12 protein-coding genes and 4 tRNA genes are annotated in these 15,048 nt (G+C 60.6%); 2 read left to right on the forward strand and 14 right to left on the reverse strand.

Annotation, left to right across the window (positions count from 1 at the left end):
• Positions 1–9: 9 nt before the first annotated feature.
• The 3 genes from C4J91_RS18200 to leuC form a co-directional block, all read right to left on the reverse strand.
• Entirely contained in the window at positions 10–774 is a 765-nt protein-coding gene (locus tag C4J91_RS18200; RefSeq protein ID WP_124363602.1) for a class I SAM-dependent methyltransferase, read from the reverse strand.
• 124 nt (positions 775–898) lie between these two features.
• A complete protein-coding gene (gene leuD / locus C4J91_RS18205) occupies positions 899–1,540 on the reverse strand; it encodes a 3-isopropylmalate dehydratase small subunit (protein ID WP_124363603.1) in 642 nt (213 codons plus the stop codon).
• Positions 1,541–1,551: 11 nt separating this feature from the next.
• Positions 1,552–2,970, reverse strand: coding sequence for a 3-isopropylmalate dehydratase large subunit (leuC, locus tag C4J91_RS18210; protein WP_124363604.1), 1,419 nt, complete (start codon positions 2,968–2,970; stop codon positions 1,552–1,554).
• A 140-nt stretch (positions 2,971–3,110) separates the two neighbouring features.
• Between leuC and C4J91_RS18215 the strand changes: the two genes are divergently transcribed.
• Both C4J91_RS18215 and C4J91_RS18220 read left to right on the forward strand, forming a co-directional pair.
• Complete coding sequence (locus C4J91_RS18215) at positions 3,111–4,001, forward strand: LysR family transcriptional regulator (protein WP_124363605.1); 891 nt, start codon at positions 3,111–3,113, stop codon at positions 3,999–4,001.
• A gap of 65 nt (positions 4,002–4,066) precedes the next feature.
• Positions 4,067–7,345, forward strand: a complete 3,279-nt coding sequence (locus C4J91_RS18220) for an EAL domain-containing protein (protein ID WP_124363606.1) — start codon at positions 4,067–4,069, stop codon at positions 7,343–7,345.
• A gap of 66 nt (positions 7,346–7,411) precedes the next feature.
• On the opposite strand, the gene C4J91_RS27625 is transcribed toward C4J91_RS18220, so the two are convergent.
• The 11 genes from C4J91_RS27625 to gltX form a co-directional block, all read right to left on the reverse strand.
• Complete coding sequence (locus tag C4J91_RS27625) at positions 7,412–8,368, reverse strand: hypothetical protein (protein WP_256658877.1); 957 nt, start codon at positions 8,366–8,368, stop codon at positions 7,412–7,414.
• An 85-nt stretch (positions 8,369–8,453) separates the two neighbouring features.
• Positions 8,454–9,458, reverse strand: a complete 1,005-nt coding sequence (locus C4J91_RS18230; RefSeq protein ID WP_124363607.1) for a hypothetical protein — start codon at positions 9,456–9,458, stop codon at positions 8,454–8,456.
• A gap of 385 nt (positions 9,459–9,843) precedes the next feature.
• Positions 9,844–10,803, reverse strand: coding sequence for a tRNA-dihydrouridine synthase (locus C4J91_RS18235; protein WP_124363608.1), 960 nt, complete (start codon positions 10,801–10,803; stop codon positions 9,844–9,846).
• A 55-nt stretch (positions 10,804–10,858) separates the two neighbouring features.
• Entirely contained in the window at positions 10,859–11,293 is a 435-nt protein-coding gene (locus tag C4J91_RS18240; RefSeq protein ID WP_124363609.1) for a thioesterase family protein, read from the reverse strand.
• A 39-nt stretch (positions 11,294–11,332) separates the two neighbouring features.
• Positions 11,333–12,166, reverse strand: a complete 834-nt coding sequence (locus tag C4J91_RS18245) for an alpha/beta hydrolase (RefSeq protein WP_124363610.1) — start codon at positions 12,164–12,166, stop codon at positions 11,333–11,335.
• A gap of 14 nt (positions 12,167–12,180) precedes the next feature.
• Positions 12,181–12,720 (reverse strand): TetR/AcrR family transcriptional regulator, encoded by a 540-nt coding sequence (locus tag C4J91_RS18250; protein WP_124363611.1) that lies wholly within the window; start codon positions 12,718–12,720, stop codon positions 12,181–12,183.
• Positions 12,721–12,901: 181 nt separating this feature from the next.
• Positions 12,902–12,977 (reverse strand) — tRNA-Glu (locus C4J91_RS18255).
• A gap of 78 nt (positions 12,978–13,055) precedes the next feature.
• Positions 13,056–13,131 (reverse strand) — tRNA-Ala (locus C4J91_RS18260).
• Between the two features lie 49 nt (positions 13,132–13,180).
• Positions 13,181–13,256, reverse strand: a tRNA-Glu gene (locus C4J91_RS18265).
• 78 nt (positions 13,257–13,334) lie between these two features.
• Positions 13,335–13,410 (reverse strand) — tRNA-Ala (locus C4J91_RS18270).
• Positions 13,411–13,557: 147 nt separating this feature from the next.
• Positions 13,558–15,039: a glutamate--tRNA ligase gene (gene gltX, locus C4J91_RS18275; RefSeq protein ID WP_124363612.1), complete on the reverse strand. Its 1,482-nt coding sequence runs from the start codon at positions 15,037–15,039 to the stop codon at positions 13,558–13,560.
• Between the last annotated feature and the right edge of the window lie 9 nt (positions 15,040–15,048).

Here is a 15,048-nt window from a genome sequence, read left to right on the forward strand (position 1 = left end):
AAAAATCAATCAGCGTTCGGCCCACACCACCAGCACGTCGGTGCTGAAGGTGCCGTCGGCTTGAATTTCGTAATAGTCGCGCACTTCCTGGCCCATCGCCTGTTGCAACTCCAGGATCGCCGCGCGCAAGGCCGGCGGGGTGCGCATGCGCTCGACCCACGAGGTGTATTCCAGGCGCAGGCGTTGGCGGCTGCTGTTGCGTACATGCAAACCGGCTTCGCTGAGCTGGCGCATCCACTCGGCGGCAGAATAATCGCGCACATGGCTGGTGTCGCGCAGCACTTCAACGGTTTGCAGGTAAGTGTCCAGCAACGGGCTGCCCGGTGACAACACATCCACGAACGCCGCCACGCCACCGGGTTTGAGCACTCGACGCACTTCGCGCAGGGCCAGGCCGAGGTCGCTCCAATGGTGGGCGGAGTAGCGGCTGAACACGAAGTCGAATTCGCCATCGGCAAACGGCAGGCGTTCAGCCGCGCCGTTAACCGTGCTGATATTGGCCAAACCGCGATCTTGCGCAGCGGCGGCGACCACATCAAGCATCTGCTGAGACAGGTCATAGGCCACCACTTCCTTGACCAGCGGGGCAACCTGGAAGCTCACATGCCCGGCACCGCAGCCCAAGTCCAGCAGTCGCGCCGCGCCCTGCCCGACCAGTTCGGCCTGGAGCAGTGCGAATTCGGTGCCCTGGGCGTGCACGGCACTGCTCAGGTAGGCCGAGGCTTGCTCGCCGAATTGTTTTTGCACGACTTGGGTGTGGGCAGTGCTGGTCATGGGGGCTTTCCTTAGGTTTTGTGGTGTTAACACTGGCCTCATCGGGGGCAAGCCCCCTCTCACATTTGAAATGCGTACACCTGTGAGAGGGGGCTTGCCCCCGATGGCGGCGGTCCTGCCTGCATCAATCGCGAAACAACCAGGGCTGGCTCGCCCGGTGCCTGGTTTCAAACGCTGCAATCGCGTCGCCGTCCTGCAAAGTCAGGCCGATATCGTCCAGGCCATTGATCAGGCAGTGCTTGCGAAAGGCATCCACCTCGAAGTGGTACACCTTGCCGTCCGGACGGGTCACGGTCTGCGCGGCCAGGTCCACGGTCAGTTGGTAGCCCACATTGGCTTCCACTTGCTGAAACAGCTCATCCACTTCGGCGTCGCTCAAGATGATCGGCAGCAAGCCGTTCTTGAAGCTGTTGTTGAAGAAGATGTCGGCGTAGCTCGGCGCGATGATGCTGCGAAAGCCATATTCTTCCAGGGCCCACGGCGCGTGTTCACGGCTGGAGCCGCAACCGAAGTTTTCCCGGGCCAGCAACACGCTGGCGCCCTGGTAACGCTCGGCGTTGAGCACGAAATCCTTGTTCAGCGGGCGCTTGGAGTTGTCCTGGTAGGCATAGCCCACGTCCAGGTAGCGCCATTCGTCGAACAGGTTGGGGCCAAACCCGGTGCGCTTGATCGACTTCAAGAACTGCTTGGGGATGATCTGGTCGGTGTCCACGTTGGCACGGTCCAACGGCGCTACCAGACCGGTATGCTGGGTAAAAGCTCTCATCGGGTTTTCCTTTAGATCAATTCGCGAACGTCGATGAAACGACCGTTGACGGCAGCGGCGGCAGCCATGGCCGGGCTGACCAGGTGGGTACGGCCACCGGCGCCCTGACGCCCTTCGAAGTTACGGTTGGAGGTCGATGCGCAATGCTCGCCGGATTCCAACCGGTCCGGGTTCATCGCCAGGCACATGGAGCAGCCCGGCTCACGCCATTCGAAACCGGCTTCGAGGAAGATCTTGTCCAGGCCTTCGGCTTCGGCCTGGGCTTTGACCAACCCCGAACCTGGCACCACGATGGCCTGCTTGATGGTCGAGGCCACCTTGCGGCCCTTGGCAATCACGGCGGCGGCGCGCAGGTCTTCGATCCGCGAGTTGGTGCAGGAGCCGATGAACACGCGATCCAGCTGGATATCGGTAATCGCCTGGTTGGCCTTCAGGCCCATGTACTTGAGGGCGCGCTCGATGGAGCCGCGCTTGACCAGGTCGGTTTCCTGGGCCGGGTCCGGCACGTTCTGGTCGACGGCCAGCACCATTTCCGGTGATGTGCCCCAGCTGACTTGCGGTTTGATCTGGGTCGCGTCGAGCTCGACCACGGTGTCGAACACCGCATCGGCGTCGGACACCAGGTCTTTCCAGGCGTGCACCGCTGCGTCCCAATCAGCGCCTTTCGGTGCGAATGGGCGACCCTTGACGTATTCGATGGTTTTTTCGTCCGCCGCCACCATGCCCACGCGGGCACCGGCTTCGATGGACATGTTGCAGATGGTCATGCGGCCTTCGATGGACAGGTCGCGAATGGCGCTGCCGGCGAACTCGATGGCATGCCCGTTACCGCCGGCGGTGCCGATCTTGCCGATCACCGCCAGCACGATGTCCTTGGCGGTCACGCCGAACGGCAACTGGCCTTCGACGCGTACCAGCATGTTCTTCATCTTTTTGGCGACCAGGCACTGGGTGGCGAACACATGTTCCACCTCGGATGTGCCGATGCCATGGGCCAGGGCACCAAAGGCACCGTGGGTCGACGTGTGCGAGTCACCGCACACCACAGTCATACCCGGCAAGGTCGCGCCCTGCTCCGGGCCGATCACGTGGACGATACCTTGACGCACGTCATTCATCTTGAATTCGGTGATGCCATATTCATCGCAATAGTCGTCGAGGGTCTGCACCTGCAAGCGCGACACGGTGTCGACAATGGCGTCGATCCCGCCCTTGCGCTCCGGGGTGGTCGGCACGTTGTGGTCCGGCGTGGCGATAATGGAGTCGACGCGCCATGGCTTGCGCCCGGCCAGCCGCAGGCCTTCGAACGCTTGGGGCGAGGTCACTTCATGGATGATGTGACGGTCGATGTAGATCAGCGACGACCCATCATCGCGCCGTTTCACTTCATGGGAATCCCAAAGCTTGTCGTAAAGCGTTTTGCCGGCCATCAGTCGGTCCTCATCAGCGGTGTTTCTATGCGCCGGGCTTTTCTATAACCCTTTGGCTTGTGAGGCTGATGGTAGGGCGCTAGATTAAATAACTCAAATTCATATTTTTCATGCTTTGGATTACCAACTGGAATACCACCATGGACCTGGCCAACCTCAACGCCTTTATCGCTATTGCCGAGACCGGCAGCTTCTCCGGCGCCGGTGAGCGCCTGCACCTGACCCAACCGGCCATCAGCAAACGCATCGCCGGCCTGGAGCAACAATTGAAGGTGCGCCTGTTCGATCGCCTCGGCCGTGAAGTGGGCTTGACCGAAGCCGGGCGGGCTTTGCTGCCGCGTGCTTATCAGATCCTGAACGTGCTGGACGACACCCGTCGCGCCCTGACCAACCTCACCGGAGAAGTCAGCGGGCGCCTCACCCTGGCGACCAGCCACCATATCGGCCTGCATCGCCTGCCGCCGGTCCTGCGTACCTTCACTCGGCAGTACCCGAACGTGGCGCTGGATATTCAATTCCTCGATTCAGAAGTGGCCTACGAAGAAATCCTCCACGGTCGCGCCGAAGTGGCAGTGATCACCCTGGCGCCCGAGCCGCATAACCTGGTGCGCGCGACGCCGGTATGGGACGACCCGCTGGATTTCGTGGTGGCCCCCGAACACAGCCTGATCAGCAACGGCTCCGTCAGCCTGGCCGATATTGCCGGGCACCCTGCGGTGTTTCCCGGAGGGAACACCTTTACCCACCATATTGTCAGCCGTCTATTCGAGGCCCAGGGGCTGACGCCGAACATCGCCATGAGCACCAACTACCTGGAGACGATCAAAATGATGGTGTCCATCGGCCTGGCCTGGAGCGTGTTGCCACGCACCATGCTCGACGCCCAGGTAGCAAGTATTGCTTTGCCGGGCATACAGCTCAGTCGCCAGCTAGGCTATATCGTGCACACCGAAAGGACGCTGTCGAACGCTGCGCGGGCTTTCATGAGCCTATTGGATGCACAGGTCGATCTGCCAGGGATACCGGCATGACATTGTGCGGCCTCGGGTTTCAGGTAAACCGCGCTGTCTTCCATCGAGCCAAGGCCCTTTGAATAATGCCCAACCCCGTTGATTCCGTGCCACCGCTGCCCCGCATCTACGCCCTGGACCCTCAAGAGGCGGAACAACGCTGGGACAGCGCCCCGCAACTGCTGTCGGCGCTCAATGCCGCGCGGCTGGGCGCATGGTGCTGGGAAATCGACACGGGCAAAATCAGCTGGTCGCGAGGCACTCAGGCATTGTTTGGCTACGACCCGCGCCAGCCGCTGCCCAACGACCTCAATTACCTCGACCTACTGGCGTCGGAAGACCGTGCCCGCGTAGTACGGGCGTTTCATGCGGTGCTGGCCGGCGAACCGGTCGAACAGGCCATGCATCACCGCATCCAGTGGCCCGATGGCAGCCTGCACTGGCTGGAAATCAATGGCAGCCTGGTGCCGGACAAAAACGGCAGGCGCCGGATGATCGGGGTGATCCGCGAGATCACTCACCAGCGCGAGCGGGAACAGGCGCTCAGCCACTCTGAAAAGCGCTTCGCCACGCTCTTCCACCTGTGCCCGAACATGGTGCTGCTGACGCGTCAGGCCGACGGCCTGATCAGCGAGGCCAACCAGCATTTCGAGATGCTGTTCGGCTGGCCGGTGGCTCAAGCCATCGGCCGCACCACTCTGGAGCTGGGCCTGTGGCGTGACCCGGAGCAGCGCGCGCACCTGGTCAAGGCCACCCAGCGCAAAGGCGAATCCATCACCATGGAAGTGCAGTTCTGCGCCAGCAACGGCCAGATCCACGATGGCACGCTCAGCGCGCAAAAGGTCGAACTGGAGGGCGAGGCCTATCTGATCAGCACCTTCCTCGACACCACCGAGCGCAAAAACGCCGAGCAAGCGCTGAAAGACAGTCAGGAACGCCTGGATCTGGCGCTGGACTCGGCGCAGCTGGGCACCTGGGACTGGCACATTCCCACCGGCATGCTCTACGGCTCGGCCCGCGCCGCCCAACTCCACGGCCTGCCGTGCGAACCCTTCCACGAATCCTTCGATGCATTTTTTGAAGGCATGTCCGATGCGGACCGCGAGGGCATGCGCCATGCCTACCGCAACCTGCGTGAAGGCCCGGGCGACAATTACCAGCTGACCTATCGCGTGCCGGTCGAGGACGGCAGCTCGCGCTATCTGGAAAGCCGCGCACGCCTGTATCGCGATGAATCCGGCAAGCCCCTGCGCATGGCGGGTACCTTGCTCGATATCACCGATCAGGTGGAGCGCGAACAACGCCTGAGTGCTTCCGAGGAGAAATTCGCCAGCCTGTTCCAGGCCAGCCCCGATCCAATCTGCGTCACCTGCCTGGACAGCGGCGCGTTTATCGAGATCAACCCGGCATTCACCCAGACCTTTGGCTGGACCGCCGCGGAAGTGTTCGACAAAAGCGCCGAGCAGATCGGCTTGTGGGATGAGTCGAGCAAGCGCCTGCAACGCATCGAGCGGGTGATTCGCGAGCAGTCATTGAGCAATGTGGCCATCGTGGTGCATGCCAAGAACGGCCAGAGCCTGACCTGCGTGATTTCCAGCCGCCTGGTCAAGGTCAATGAGCAGCCGTGTATCGTCACCACCCTGCGCGACATCACCCAGCAGCAACGCTCGGAGGCGGCGCTCAAGGCCAGTGAAGAGAAGTTCGCCAAGGCCTTCCATTCCAGCCCCGACGCCATATCGATCACCGAGCGCGACACCGGACGATATGTGGAGGTCAATGATGGGTTTTGCCGCCTGACCGGCTATCGCGCCGAAGAAGCCATCGGCCTCACCCTGTACCAGATTGGCATCTGGGCCGATGAAAACCAGCGTACCGCGCTGTTGGCCGAGCTGCAGATCAAGGGACGTATCCATCATCTGGAAATGCTATGGCACAACAAACTGGGCGACGTGCTGGCGGTGGAGGTGTCGGTCGAACCGATCACCTTGAATGAAACGCCGTGCCTGCTACTGACCGCGCGTGACGTGAGCCTGTTGAAAAATGCCCAGGCCCAGATCCGCCACCTGGCCTATCACGACCCGCTGACCAACCTGCCCAATCGTGCGCTGCTGATGGACCGCCTGAGCCAGCAGATCGCCCTGCTCAAGCGCCACAACCTGCGCGGCGCCTTGCTGTTTCTCGACCTCGACCACTTCAAGCATATCAACGACTCCCTCGGCCACCCGGTGGGCGACACCGTACTGAAAATCGTCACCGCACGCCTGGAAGCCAGCGTGCGCATGGAAGATACGGTGGCGCGCCTGGGCGGTGATGAGTTCGTGGTGCTGCTCAGCGGCCTGGAGGGCTCACGCACGCAAGTCAGCGGCCAGGTGCAGGAACTGGCCGATACCCTGCGCGAATTGCTCTCTGAGCCGATGTTCCTCGACGGCCACCGCCTGCAAGTAACGCCAAGCATCGGCGTGGCATTGATCCCCGACCATGGCACCACGCCCGCCGATTTGCTCAAGCGCGCCGACATCGCCCTGTACCGCGCCAAGGATTCCGGGCGCAACACCATTCAGATGTTCCACAACAGCATGCAGAAAACCGCCAGCGAGCGCCTGCGCATGGAAACCGACCTGCGCCTGGCCTTGTCCCGCGGGGAGTTCAGTGTGCATTACCAGCCCCAGGTGGATGCGCGCGGCAACAAGATTGTCGGCGCCGAGGCTCTGGTGCGCTGGCAGCATCCCCAACTGGGTGCGCAATCGCCGGCCGAATTTATCAAGGTGCTGGAGGACAGCGGCTTGATCCTGGAGGTCGGCACCTGGATCCTCGACGAAGCGTGCAGCGCATTTGCGCAGTTGATTGCCGACGGCCTGGTTGACCCGCTGAATTTCAGCCTGTGCGTGAATATCAGCCCCCGGCAGTTTCGCCAGAACGACTTCGTGGAACGGGTCGAGCGCAGCCTCACGCAGCACCAACTGCCCTACAGCTTGCTGAAGCTGGAAATCACTGAAGGCATCGTGATCCAGAACCTGGACGATACGGTGTTGAAAATGCGTCGCCTGAAAAAACTCGGCATAAGCTTTGCGATGGATGACTTTGGTACGGGCTACTCATCCCTGACTTACCTCAAGCGCCTGCCGGTGGACGCGTTGAAAATCGACCAGTCGTTCGTGCGCGACGCGACGCACGATCCCAATGACGCTGAAATCATCCGCGCCATTGTCGCCATGGCCCGCAGCTTGAATCTGGAGGTGATTGCCGAAGGCGTGGAAACTGCCGAGCAACTGGCGTTCCTGCAAAAGCTCGGCTGCCATTTGTACCAGGGGTATTTGCATAGTCGGCCATTGCCGATAGAGGGGTTCAGGCAGTTACTGAAATAGATGTTGTTTGAAACACAGCATTGAAACTAATGCAGCCTGGGTTATCCCTGCCCAGGTGCATCACGGTCACATCAGTGCGACGGCATGACCATGCGTCGGGACTCGTCCCTGTTTCCCCCATAACTCCTCGCGGCCGTTGATGACGGCCACAGAATGCCCGGTCCGGTTGCACATGCCTATCTGCCCTTGGGCGAGCTCACGTACCGACACTCTTTTCATGTGGCCTTTCAACCCAAGGCGCAGAAAGCCTTCTCCCGGACCGCTCTCATCCTCTCCATCGTTCAGACTACGGATCGCGGCCTGAAAACTGCGACCGGCCGTACGATCGTTGTTTTCCATCTGCGCACGCTTGGCGCTGACGGCGAACAGGAACTGAGCATCCTTCAGCATGCCTGTGTCAGGCCCGCTGAACTTGGCGCCCCGGGCGCCGTCCGCCAGCTCGCGGTCGGTCAATGTGAGCCGAAAGCCATCACGCATAAGCACCTGATAACCGTCGTTCGTCTTGGTCACCTCCTTGAAAATATCCGTGGGGCTTTGACCGAATCGATACATCGCAGCCTTGATAGCCGACACTGTTACACAATTACCGTCCGGGCCCTGGCGGAAGCCACTCCAGATATTGTCCGGCTTCGCACCGCCGCGCTTGTTCGACAAACCCGGAATGTTCGCTGCGGCATCAGGCCTGGGTAATACCGGTTGAGGTGTTACCTGCGGAATAATAAGCGGGGGCAAAGGATTAGTGTCAGGAACATGCTTGTCTTTTTTATCAGCCACGAGAGCGAGCAGCTGAGTAAAGAGGGAATTAAATAAAGCCACAATTGCATTGACCAATGGCAAGTCAATCCCGACATTTGGCAAACTTTGCGATCTATCACCATATGCCATGACAGGCATTGTCCTGACCGACTCGCGACCGACATTGGGTCTGATCGCAGTTTCATTACTTGCAGTGAGTGCATCGATTGGCAGGGACGGCCTTACATCAATGACCCGCGCAATATTATTAATTGGAAAGAGTGACATAGAGTTCTCCACACAGGCATCTCCTCGAAACGAACTTTCGAAAAGATGCCTGCACTTATAAAAGATTGAAACGCGACAGCTATCGTTAGAACCTGGAACTTAGCCGATGATTAAAGCGTCCATGCCTGCCAGCGTCGACAGGACCTGGACTGGTCAGATCCGGGGCGGGAGTGTCGGGCAAAGGCGTCGGTTTTGTATCCGGCAACACCTGGGGTTGAGGCTTGATATCCATTGGCACGTTCGGCCTCGGGATATTGCCCGGAAGCACCGCTGGCTGGGGCTGGACGTCTGGCAGTATGGGTGGCTGAGGCCGCGTATCCGTGGAAACCCTCGGTGTCGGCAGTCGGTCCGGCGACACCTTTCCATCCGGGCAGTGGCAATGATTAAGGACCACATTCACCTGAACGTTTGTCTTGGGGTCATTGTTCACGCTTATCTCGGGCTTGGGCACCGTTGGCGGAAATGGCGAGGGGCGCGGCTTATTCCCGTCGGGCACGATGACCGAAACATCAGCAGGTTGCGGCAGCACTCGCACCGTGGCGGCGTCCGGCTTGACCAGCTCCTTGCGGGCATCCGGTAGCACCGGCAACTTGCCTGCGTCCGGCTTGACCAACTCCTTGGGGGCATCCGGCAGCACCGGCAACTTGCCTGCGTCCGGCTTGACCAACTCCTTGGAGGCGTCCGGCAGCACCGGCAACTTGCCTGCATCCGGCTTGACCAGCTCCTTGCGGGCATCCGGCAGCACCGGCAACTTGCCTGCATCCGGCTTGACCAGCTCCTTGCGAGTGTCCGGCGCAACCGGTTGTTTGTCCGGATCGGGCTTAATCGCAGTCTTGCCTGAAAATATGTCGCGCATGGTCCTGAAGATGCCTTCCAGCATATCGAACAGTTGCCGCAAAGCAGTCTCGGGGGTCAGCGCCGTATTGCGCAAACCTTGAGTATCGTCAAGACGCAATGACGTCTGAAGCACCGTTGCGCCAGGGGTCTGAGCGTTCGGCTTTACAATAAGCTTATTGTTCGAAACTGCTGACTGATCAAGGCCAGATGTATCGCCCCTTACCAAAGGCGGAGTGTGAATCGACATAGACATTCGCGAGTTCCTTTATTCCATACAACCTGACCGGTTAATGGCCAGAGGGGGGTGATAGTTTTAAGACTGAGTAACCACAGCGCTGTTTCGCAGTCCCCCCATTCGTGGGAAGTTAGGCTATCGAGTTCCGAAATTCGCAGTTCATATAAGGAAACCAAAGCGCATTATCAGACTTTGCCTCATGGACAATTTCCGCCAAGCCTTGATTCATGGCTTATTTGAGGTTCAAGTGTGGTCACACGCGCTAATACTCGGTAGGCAAGTCACTCATCGATAACATTTCGTGCATCTACTCGTCGGTGGTTTGTGTTAACTCGCCGACAAAAAAAGGCGCCTGCAGTGGCGCCTTCTTTAGATGGATATAAGCAGTGGTCGTTGACTGGCGTCAGGCAGCCAGTGGATGAGGCATCCCCAACAGGCGACTGACCTGCTCCAGGTCGGTCTCGCGGCGCATCGCCGTAAACAGCTGCACCGCTTCGGGGTAATTGCGCGTCAGCATCGCCAGCCATTGCTTCAAGCGGCCGGGCGCCTGGCGCTCAGTCAATTGCGCCACCGATTGGGTCCAGAACTCCTGGAGCATCGGCTGCATTTCGGCCCAGGTCATTTCCACCACCTCTTGCCCTGCGCGCGCCGCCGCGATCTGCCGCGCCAGGTCAGGGCGTGCTACCAGGCCACGGCCCAGCATGATGTCTTCGGCGCCGCTGACTTCGCGGCAACGCTGCCAATCTTCGACGCTCCAGATGTCACCATTGGCAAACACCGGCACCTTGACCACTTCCTGCACCCGCGGGATCCACTCCCAATGGGCTGGCGGCTTGTAGCCATCGGTTTTAGTACGTGCATGCACCACAATATGCGCGGCGCCGCCTTCGGCCAGCGCCGTGGCGCAGACCAGCGCGCCATCCGGGCTGTCGAAGCCCAGGCGCATTTTAGCGGTGACCGGAATATGGGCCGGCACCGCACGGCGCACATGCTCGACGATCCGGTTGAGCAGCTCCGGCTCCTTGAGCAGTACGGCACCGCCTCGGGACTTGTTGACGGTCTTGGCCGGGCAGCCGAAATTGAGGTCGATCACCTGCGACCCCAACTCGCAGGCCAGGGCGGCGTTTTCCGCCAGGCATACCGGGTCAGACCCCAGCAATTGCACGCGCAACGGCACGCCCGCCGCAGTCTGGGCGCCGTGCAGCAGTTCCGGGGCGAGCTTGTGGAAATAGGCAGGGGTGAGCAGGCGGTCGTTGACGCGGATGAATTCGGTCACGCACCAGTCGATACCGCCCACGCGGGTCAGCACGTCCCGCAGGATGTTGTCGACCAACCCCTCCATGGGCGCCAAAGCAATTTGCATGGAAAACACTCAACAAAAATCGTGACGCAGTTTACTGGGTTTCCCCCAACAACCGTTAACCCCCTGTCAGCGCAGGCCCGTAGCCTTCGATAAACTCGACAGGCATGCGTTTGGGCCTGCCGCTGGACAGCTCGATGCACACAAAGGTGGTTTGCGCACGCAACAAGGTGGCGCCGTCACGCGGGCGTACCAGCTGGAAACGCCGCGTCATCTTCAGGCGCTGGTCCCAATCGACGATCCACGTGGCCAGTTGCAGTTCATCGCCTTCGTAGCCGGCCGCCAGGTAGTCGATCTCATGACGCACCACAGCCATGGCACGGTCCAGACGCCGATACTCGGTGAGGTCCAGCCCCAGGCGCTGGGAATGGCGCCAGGCGCAACGCTCCAGCCAGGACACGTACACCGCGTTATTGGCGTGCCCCAGTCCGTCGATGTCCTCAGGGGCGACCTGCAGATCGATGATAAACGGCGTTGCCAAATCCCAGCCCATGCCTTGCTCCAGTCGATTGATGTCGGCGGGCGCAGTGTATCAGGCGGTTTGGCGCGCCTGTAAATGGCAGCTCGCCAATAGGGCAAGTACGCCTTCGATCACACGCGGGTCGGCCAGGACCTTCTGATGCCCGCCCTGCTCCAGGCGCAGCAGGCGGCTGTCGAACCAGGCTTCGTGAATGGCTTGAGAGGCTTTGACCGGGACGAACGTATCGTCTTCGGCGTGCACGATCAGGCCGGGAAGGTTCATGTGGTAATGGGCGACATCCAAGTGCTTGAGCGGCATGCCGAAAGACAGCTCCACCGCGTGGATAAACGCCGAACGTGCGCGCGGCGGCAACCCCACCATGCGCGTGAAACCGCGCAGCGCATCGAGGAACCGCGATGGTGCAGCGATGCTCACCAGCGCCTGCGTGCGCAGCCCCAGTTGCACCGCCAGCATCGCGCTCGCCCCGCCCATCGAGTGGCCGACCACCGCATGCAGCGCAGGCAACTCAGCCGCCGCCTCGAGCATGGCACGGGCGAACAACAGCACGTTTGCTTCGCGCCCCGGCGAATGCCCATGGGCCGGGCCGTCCAGCGCAATCACCGAATAGCCGTTCTCTACCAATGCCGTAATCAGGCTGGCGAACTGGGTAGGCCGCCCTTCCCAACCGTGCATCAGCAACACCGCCGGCCCCTGCCCCCAACGCAGGGCCGACAGGCCGAAACGCAAGGTGACGCGCTCCGCTTGCGCCAGCAACGGCAGCTCCCACGCTCGCGGCGGCAGCTCGCGGGGCGTCATGAAGGTGCGACGCATCCTGTTGGCCGCTATTTGCGGTGCAAGTCGGCCGACAGTGCCGTTGAAGCCACGAACCCAGGTCAAGTCGCCCATGCGGTGAACCCTCTTCAGCGTACCGCCGACTTGGCGGCGCGCAGCACACGATCGGATAGCTCGCCGGGGCCGAGGGCCCGCGCCAGTGTCAGGCCGCCGATCATCAGCGCCATGTCGGCCAGCGCCTTGTCGGTGTCTTCCGGGCTGGCCGCCAGTTGGGCCGCCATCAGCTCGCAGTGTTCGCTCAAGGCCTGGCGGAATTCGTCCGGCAAACGACCCATCTCGCCGACGGTCGCCGGCAGCGGACACGCCTGGGCCGTGGAGTCGCGATGTTTGCGCGACAAGTAAAACGCCGCCACCAGGCTGCGGCGCTCTTCGCCGGCCAGTGTAGAGTCGATGTCTTCGATCGCCGCGCGGCGCTTGGCCAGTAGTTGAGTGAACGCCTCCAGCATCAGTGCGTCCTTGCTTTCAAAGTGCGCGTAAAAACCACCGACCGTCAGCCCCGCCGCCCCCATGACTTCGCCGACGCTCGGCTCAGCCGGGCCACGCTGGACCAAGGCCGCGCTGGCAGCCTGCAATATGCGTTCGCGAGTTTGCGCTTTCTTGTCGCTCATCAAAGCCTCCGTCTGTCATGGGTTGAATATTATTACCATAATAATATTGCGCAAGCGAGAAGCGTAACCGCTGGTCAGAACGCAAAAAGGAAGTAAGGAGAGAGTTGGCCAAACGCGAGACAAACAAAAGGGCCATTCAATAATTGAATGACCCTTAAAAATCCCGCAAAGCGGGTAATCGTGGCGTCCCCTAGGGGACTCGAACCCCTGTTACCGCCGTGAAAGGGCGGTGTCCTAGGCCACTAGACGAAGGGGACACAAACCTTCTGTACAGTGATCGGTGTTTGGGCCGATCGATTCAAGGACGGTGTGGCCGGAACCTTGAACCTGTAAATTGGTGGAGCTAAACGGGATCGAACCGTTGACCTCTTGCATGCCATGCAAGCGCTCTCCCAGCTGAGCTATAGCCCCGATTTTTCGCCTGGCGGCGCAGCAGACCTTTCGAACTGCTTGTTGAAACTGGCGTCCCCTAGGGGACTCGAACCCCTGTTACCGCCGTGAAAGGGCGGTGTCCTAGGCCACTAGACGAAGGGGACAAAACCTTCTGTACAACTGATCGGCGCTGAGTGCCGATCGATTCAAAGACGGTGTGGCCAGACCTTGAACCTGTAAATTGGTGGAGCTAAACGGGATCGAACCGTTGACCTCTTGCATGCCATGCAAGCGCTCTCCCAGCTGAGCTATAGCCCCTCATCGGTGAGGACGGGGCGAATCTTAATGGCGGTTTCGAAACGTGTCAAATTTATTTTCAACAATTTTCAAAATTTTTTGCCGGGATAACAATCACTTACCGACGAAACCCCGGAAAACCGGGGTTTCGTCCCTGCAGCCGCCTGCTTAAGCGATAGCGCCCAGCAGTTTTTCCCACTCTTTGTTTTCTTTCTTCGAAACACCACCAAGCAAATCAAGGGCTTGGCGCAGACGGAAACGCGTGAGGTCCGGGCCGAGGATTTCCATCGCGTCGAGCACCGACACCGAACTGGCCTGCCCGGTAATCGCGGCAAACATCAACGGCATGGCATCGCGCAACTTCAGTTCCAAGGACTCGACCACTGCCTGGATCGTCGCGGTGATCGCATCCTTCTCCCACTGGCGCAGGCTTTCGAGCTTCCACAGGATCAGTTGCATCAACTGGCGCACCTGGTCGCCCGAGAGCTTTTTCGATTCGAACAGCTTGACGTCCGGGTTCACACCACCGGCGAAGAAGAAGCTGGCCAACGGCGCAACCTGGCTGAACGTTTCCACCCTGCCCTGCACCAGCGGCGCGATCTTCATCATGTACTCGGGGTTGAGCGCCCATTGCTGCACGCGGCTGGCAAACTCTTCCACCGGCAGGTCACGCAGCCACTGGCCGTTGAGCCACGACAGCTTCTCGATATCGAAAATCGGTCCGCCCAGGGAGACGCGGGACAGGTCGAAGTGATCGACCATTTCCTGCAGCGAGAACTTCTCGCGCTCGTCGGGCATCGACCAGCCCATGCGGCCCAGGTAATTGAGCATCGCCTCGGGCATGAAGCCCATGCGCTCGTAGAAGGTCACCGACGTCGGGTTCTTGCGCTTGGACAGCTTGCTTTTGTCCGGGTTACGCAGCAGCGGCATGTAGCACAACTGCGGCTGTTCCCAGCCGAAGTATTCGTAAAGCAGGATCAGCTTGGGCGCCGACGGCAGCCATTCTTCGCCGCGCAGCACGTGGGTGATGCCCATCAGGTGATCGTCGACCACATTGGCCAGGAAGTAGGTCGGCAGGCCGTCGGTCTTCATCAGCACCTGCATGTCCATGCGATCCCACGGGATTTCGACGTCACCGCGCAGCATGTCCGGCACCACGCATACGCCTTCGCTCGGCACTTTCATGCGGATCACATGGGGCTCGCCGGCGGCCAGGCGCGCGGCCACTTCTTCTTTCGATAGCAGCAATGCACGGCCGTCGTAGCGCGGCGTCTCGCCACGGGCCTGTTGCTCGGCACGCATCTGGTCGAGTTCTTCGGCGGTGCAGAAACAGGGGAACGCATGGCCCATGTCCACCAACTGCTGGGTGTACTTTTTATAGATGTCGCTGCGCTCGCTCTGGCGATACGGGCCGTGAGGGCCGCCGACGTCCGGGCCTTCGGCCCAGGTGATACCCAGCCAGCGCAGCGCATCGAAAATCTGCTGCTCGGACTCACGGGTGGAGCGCAGTTGATCGGTGTCTTCGATCCGCAGGATGAATTCACCGCCGTGCTGCTTGGCAAAGCAGTAGTTGAACAAGGCGATGTAAGCAGTGCCGACGTGGGGATCCCCAGTAGGCGATGGCGCAATGCGCGTGCGGACGGTGGTCATGGCAGGTCT

Origin of the sequence: Pseudomonas sp. R3-52-08 (assembly GCF_003851745.1) — a bacterium.
Taxonomy (GTDB): Bacteria; Pseudomonadota; Gammaproteobacteria; order Pseudomonadales; family Pseudomonadaceae; genus Aquipseudomonas.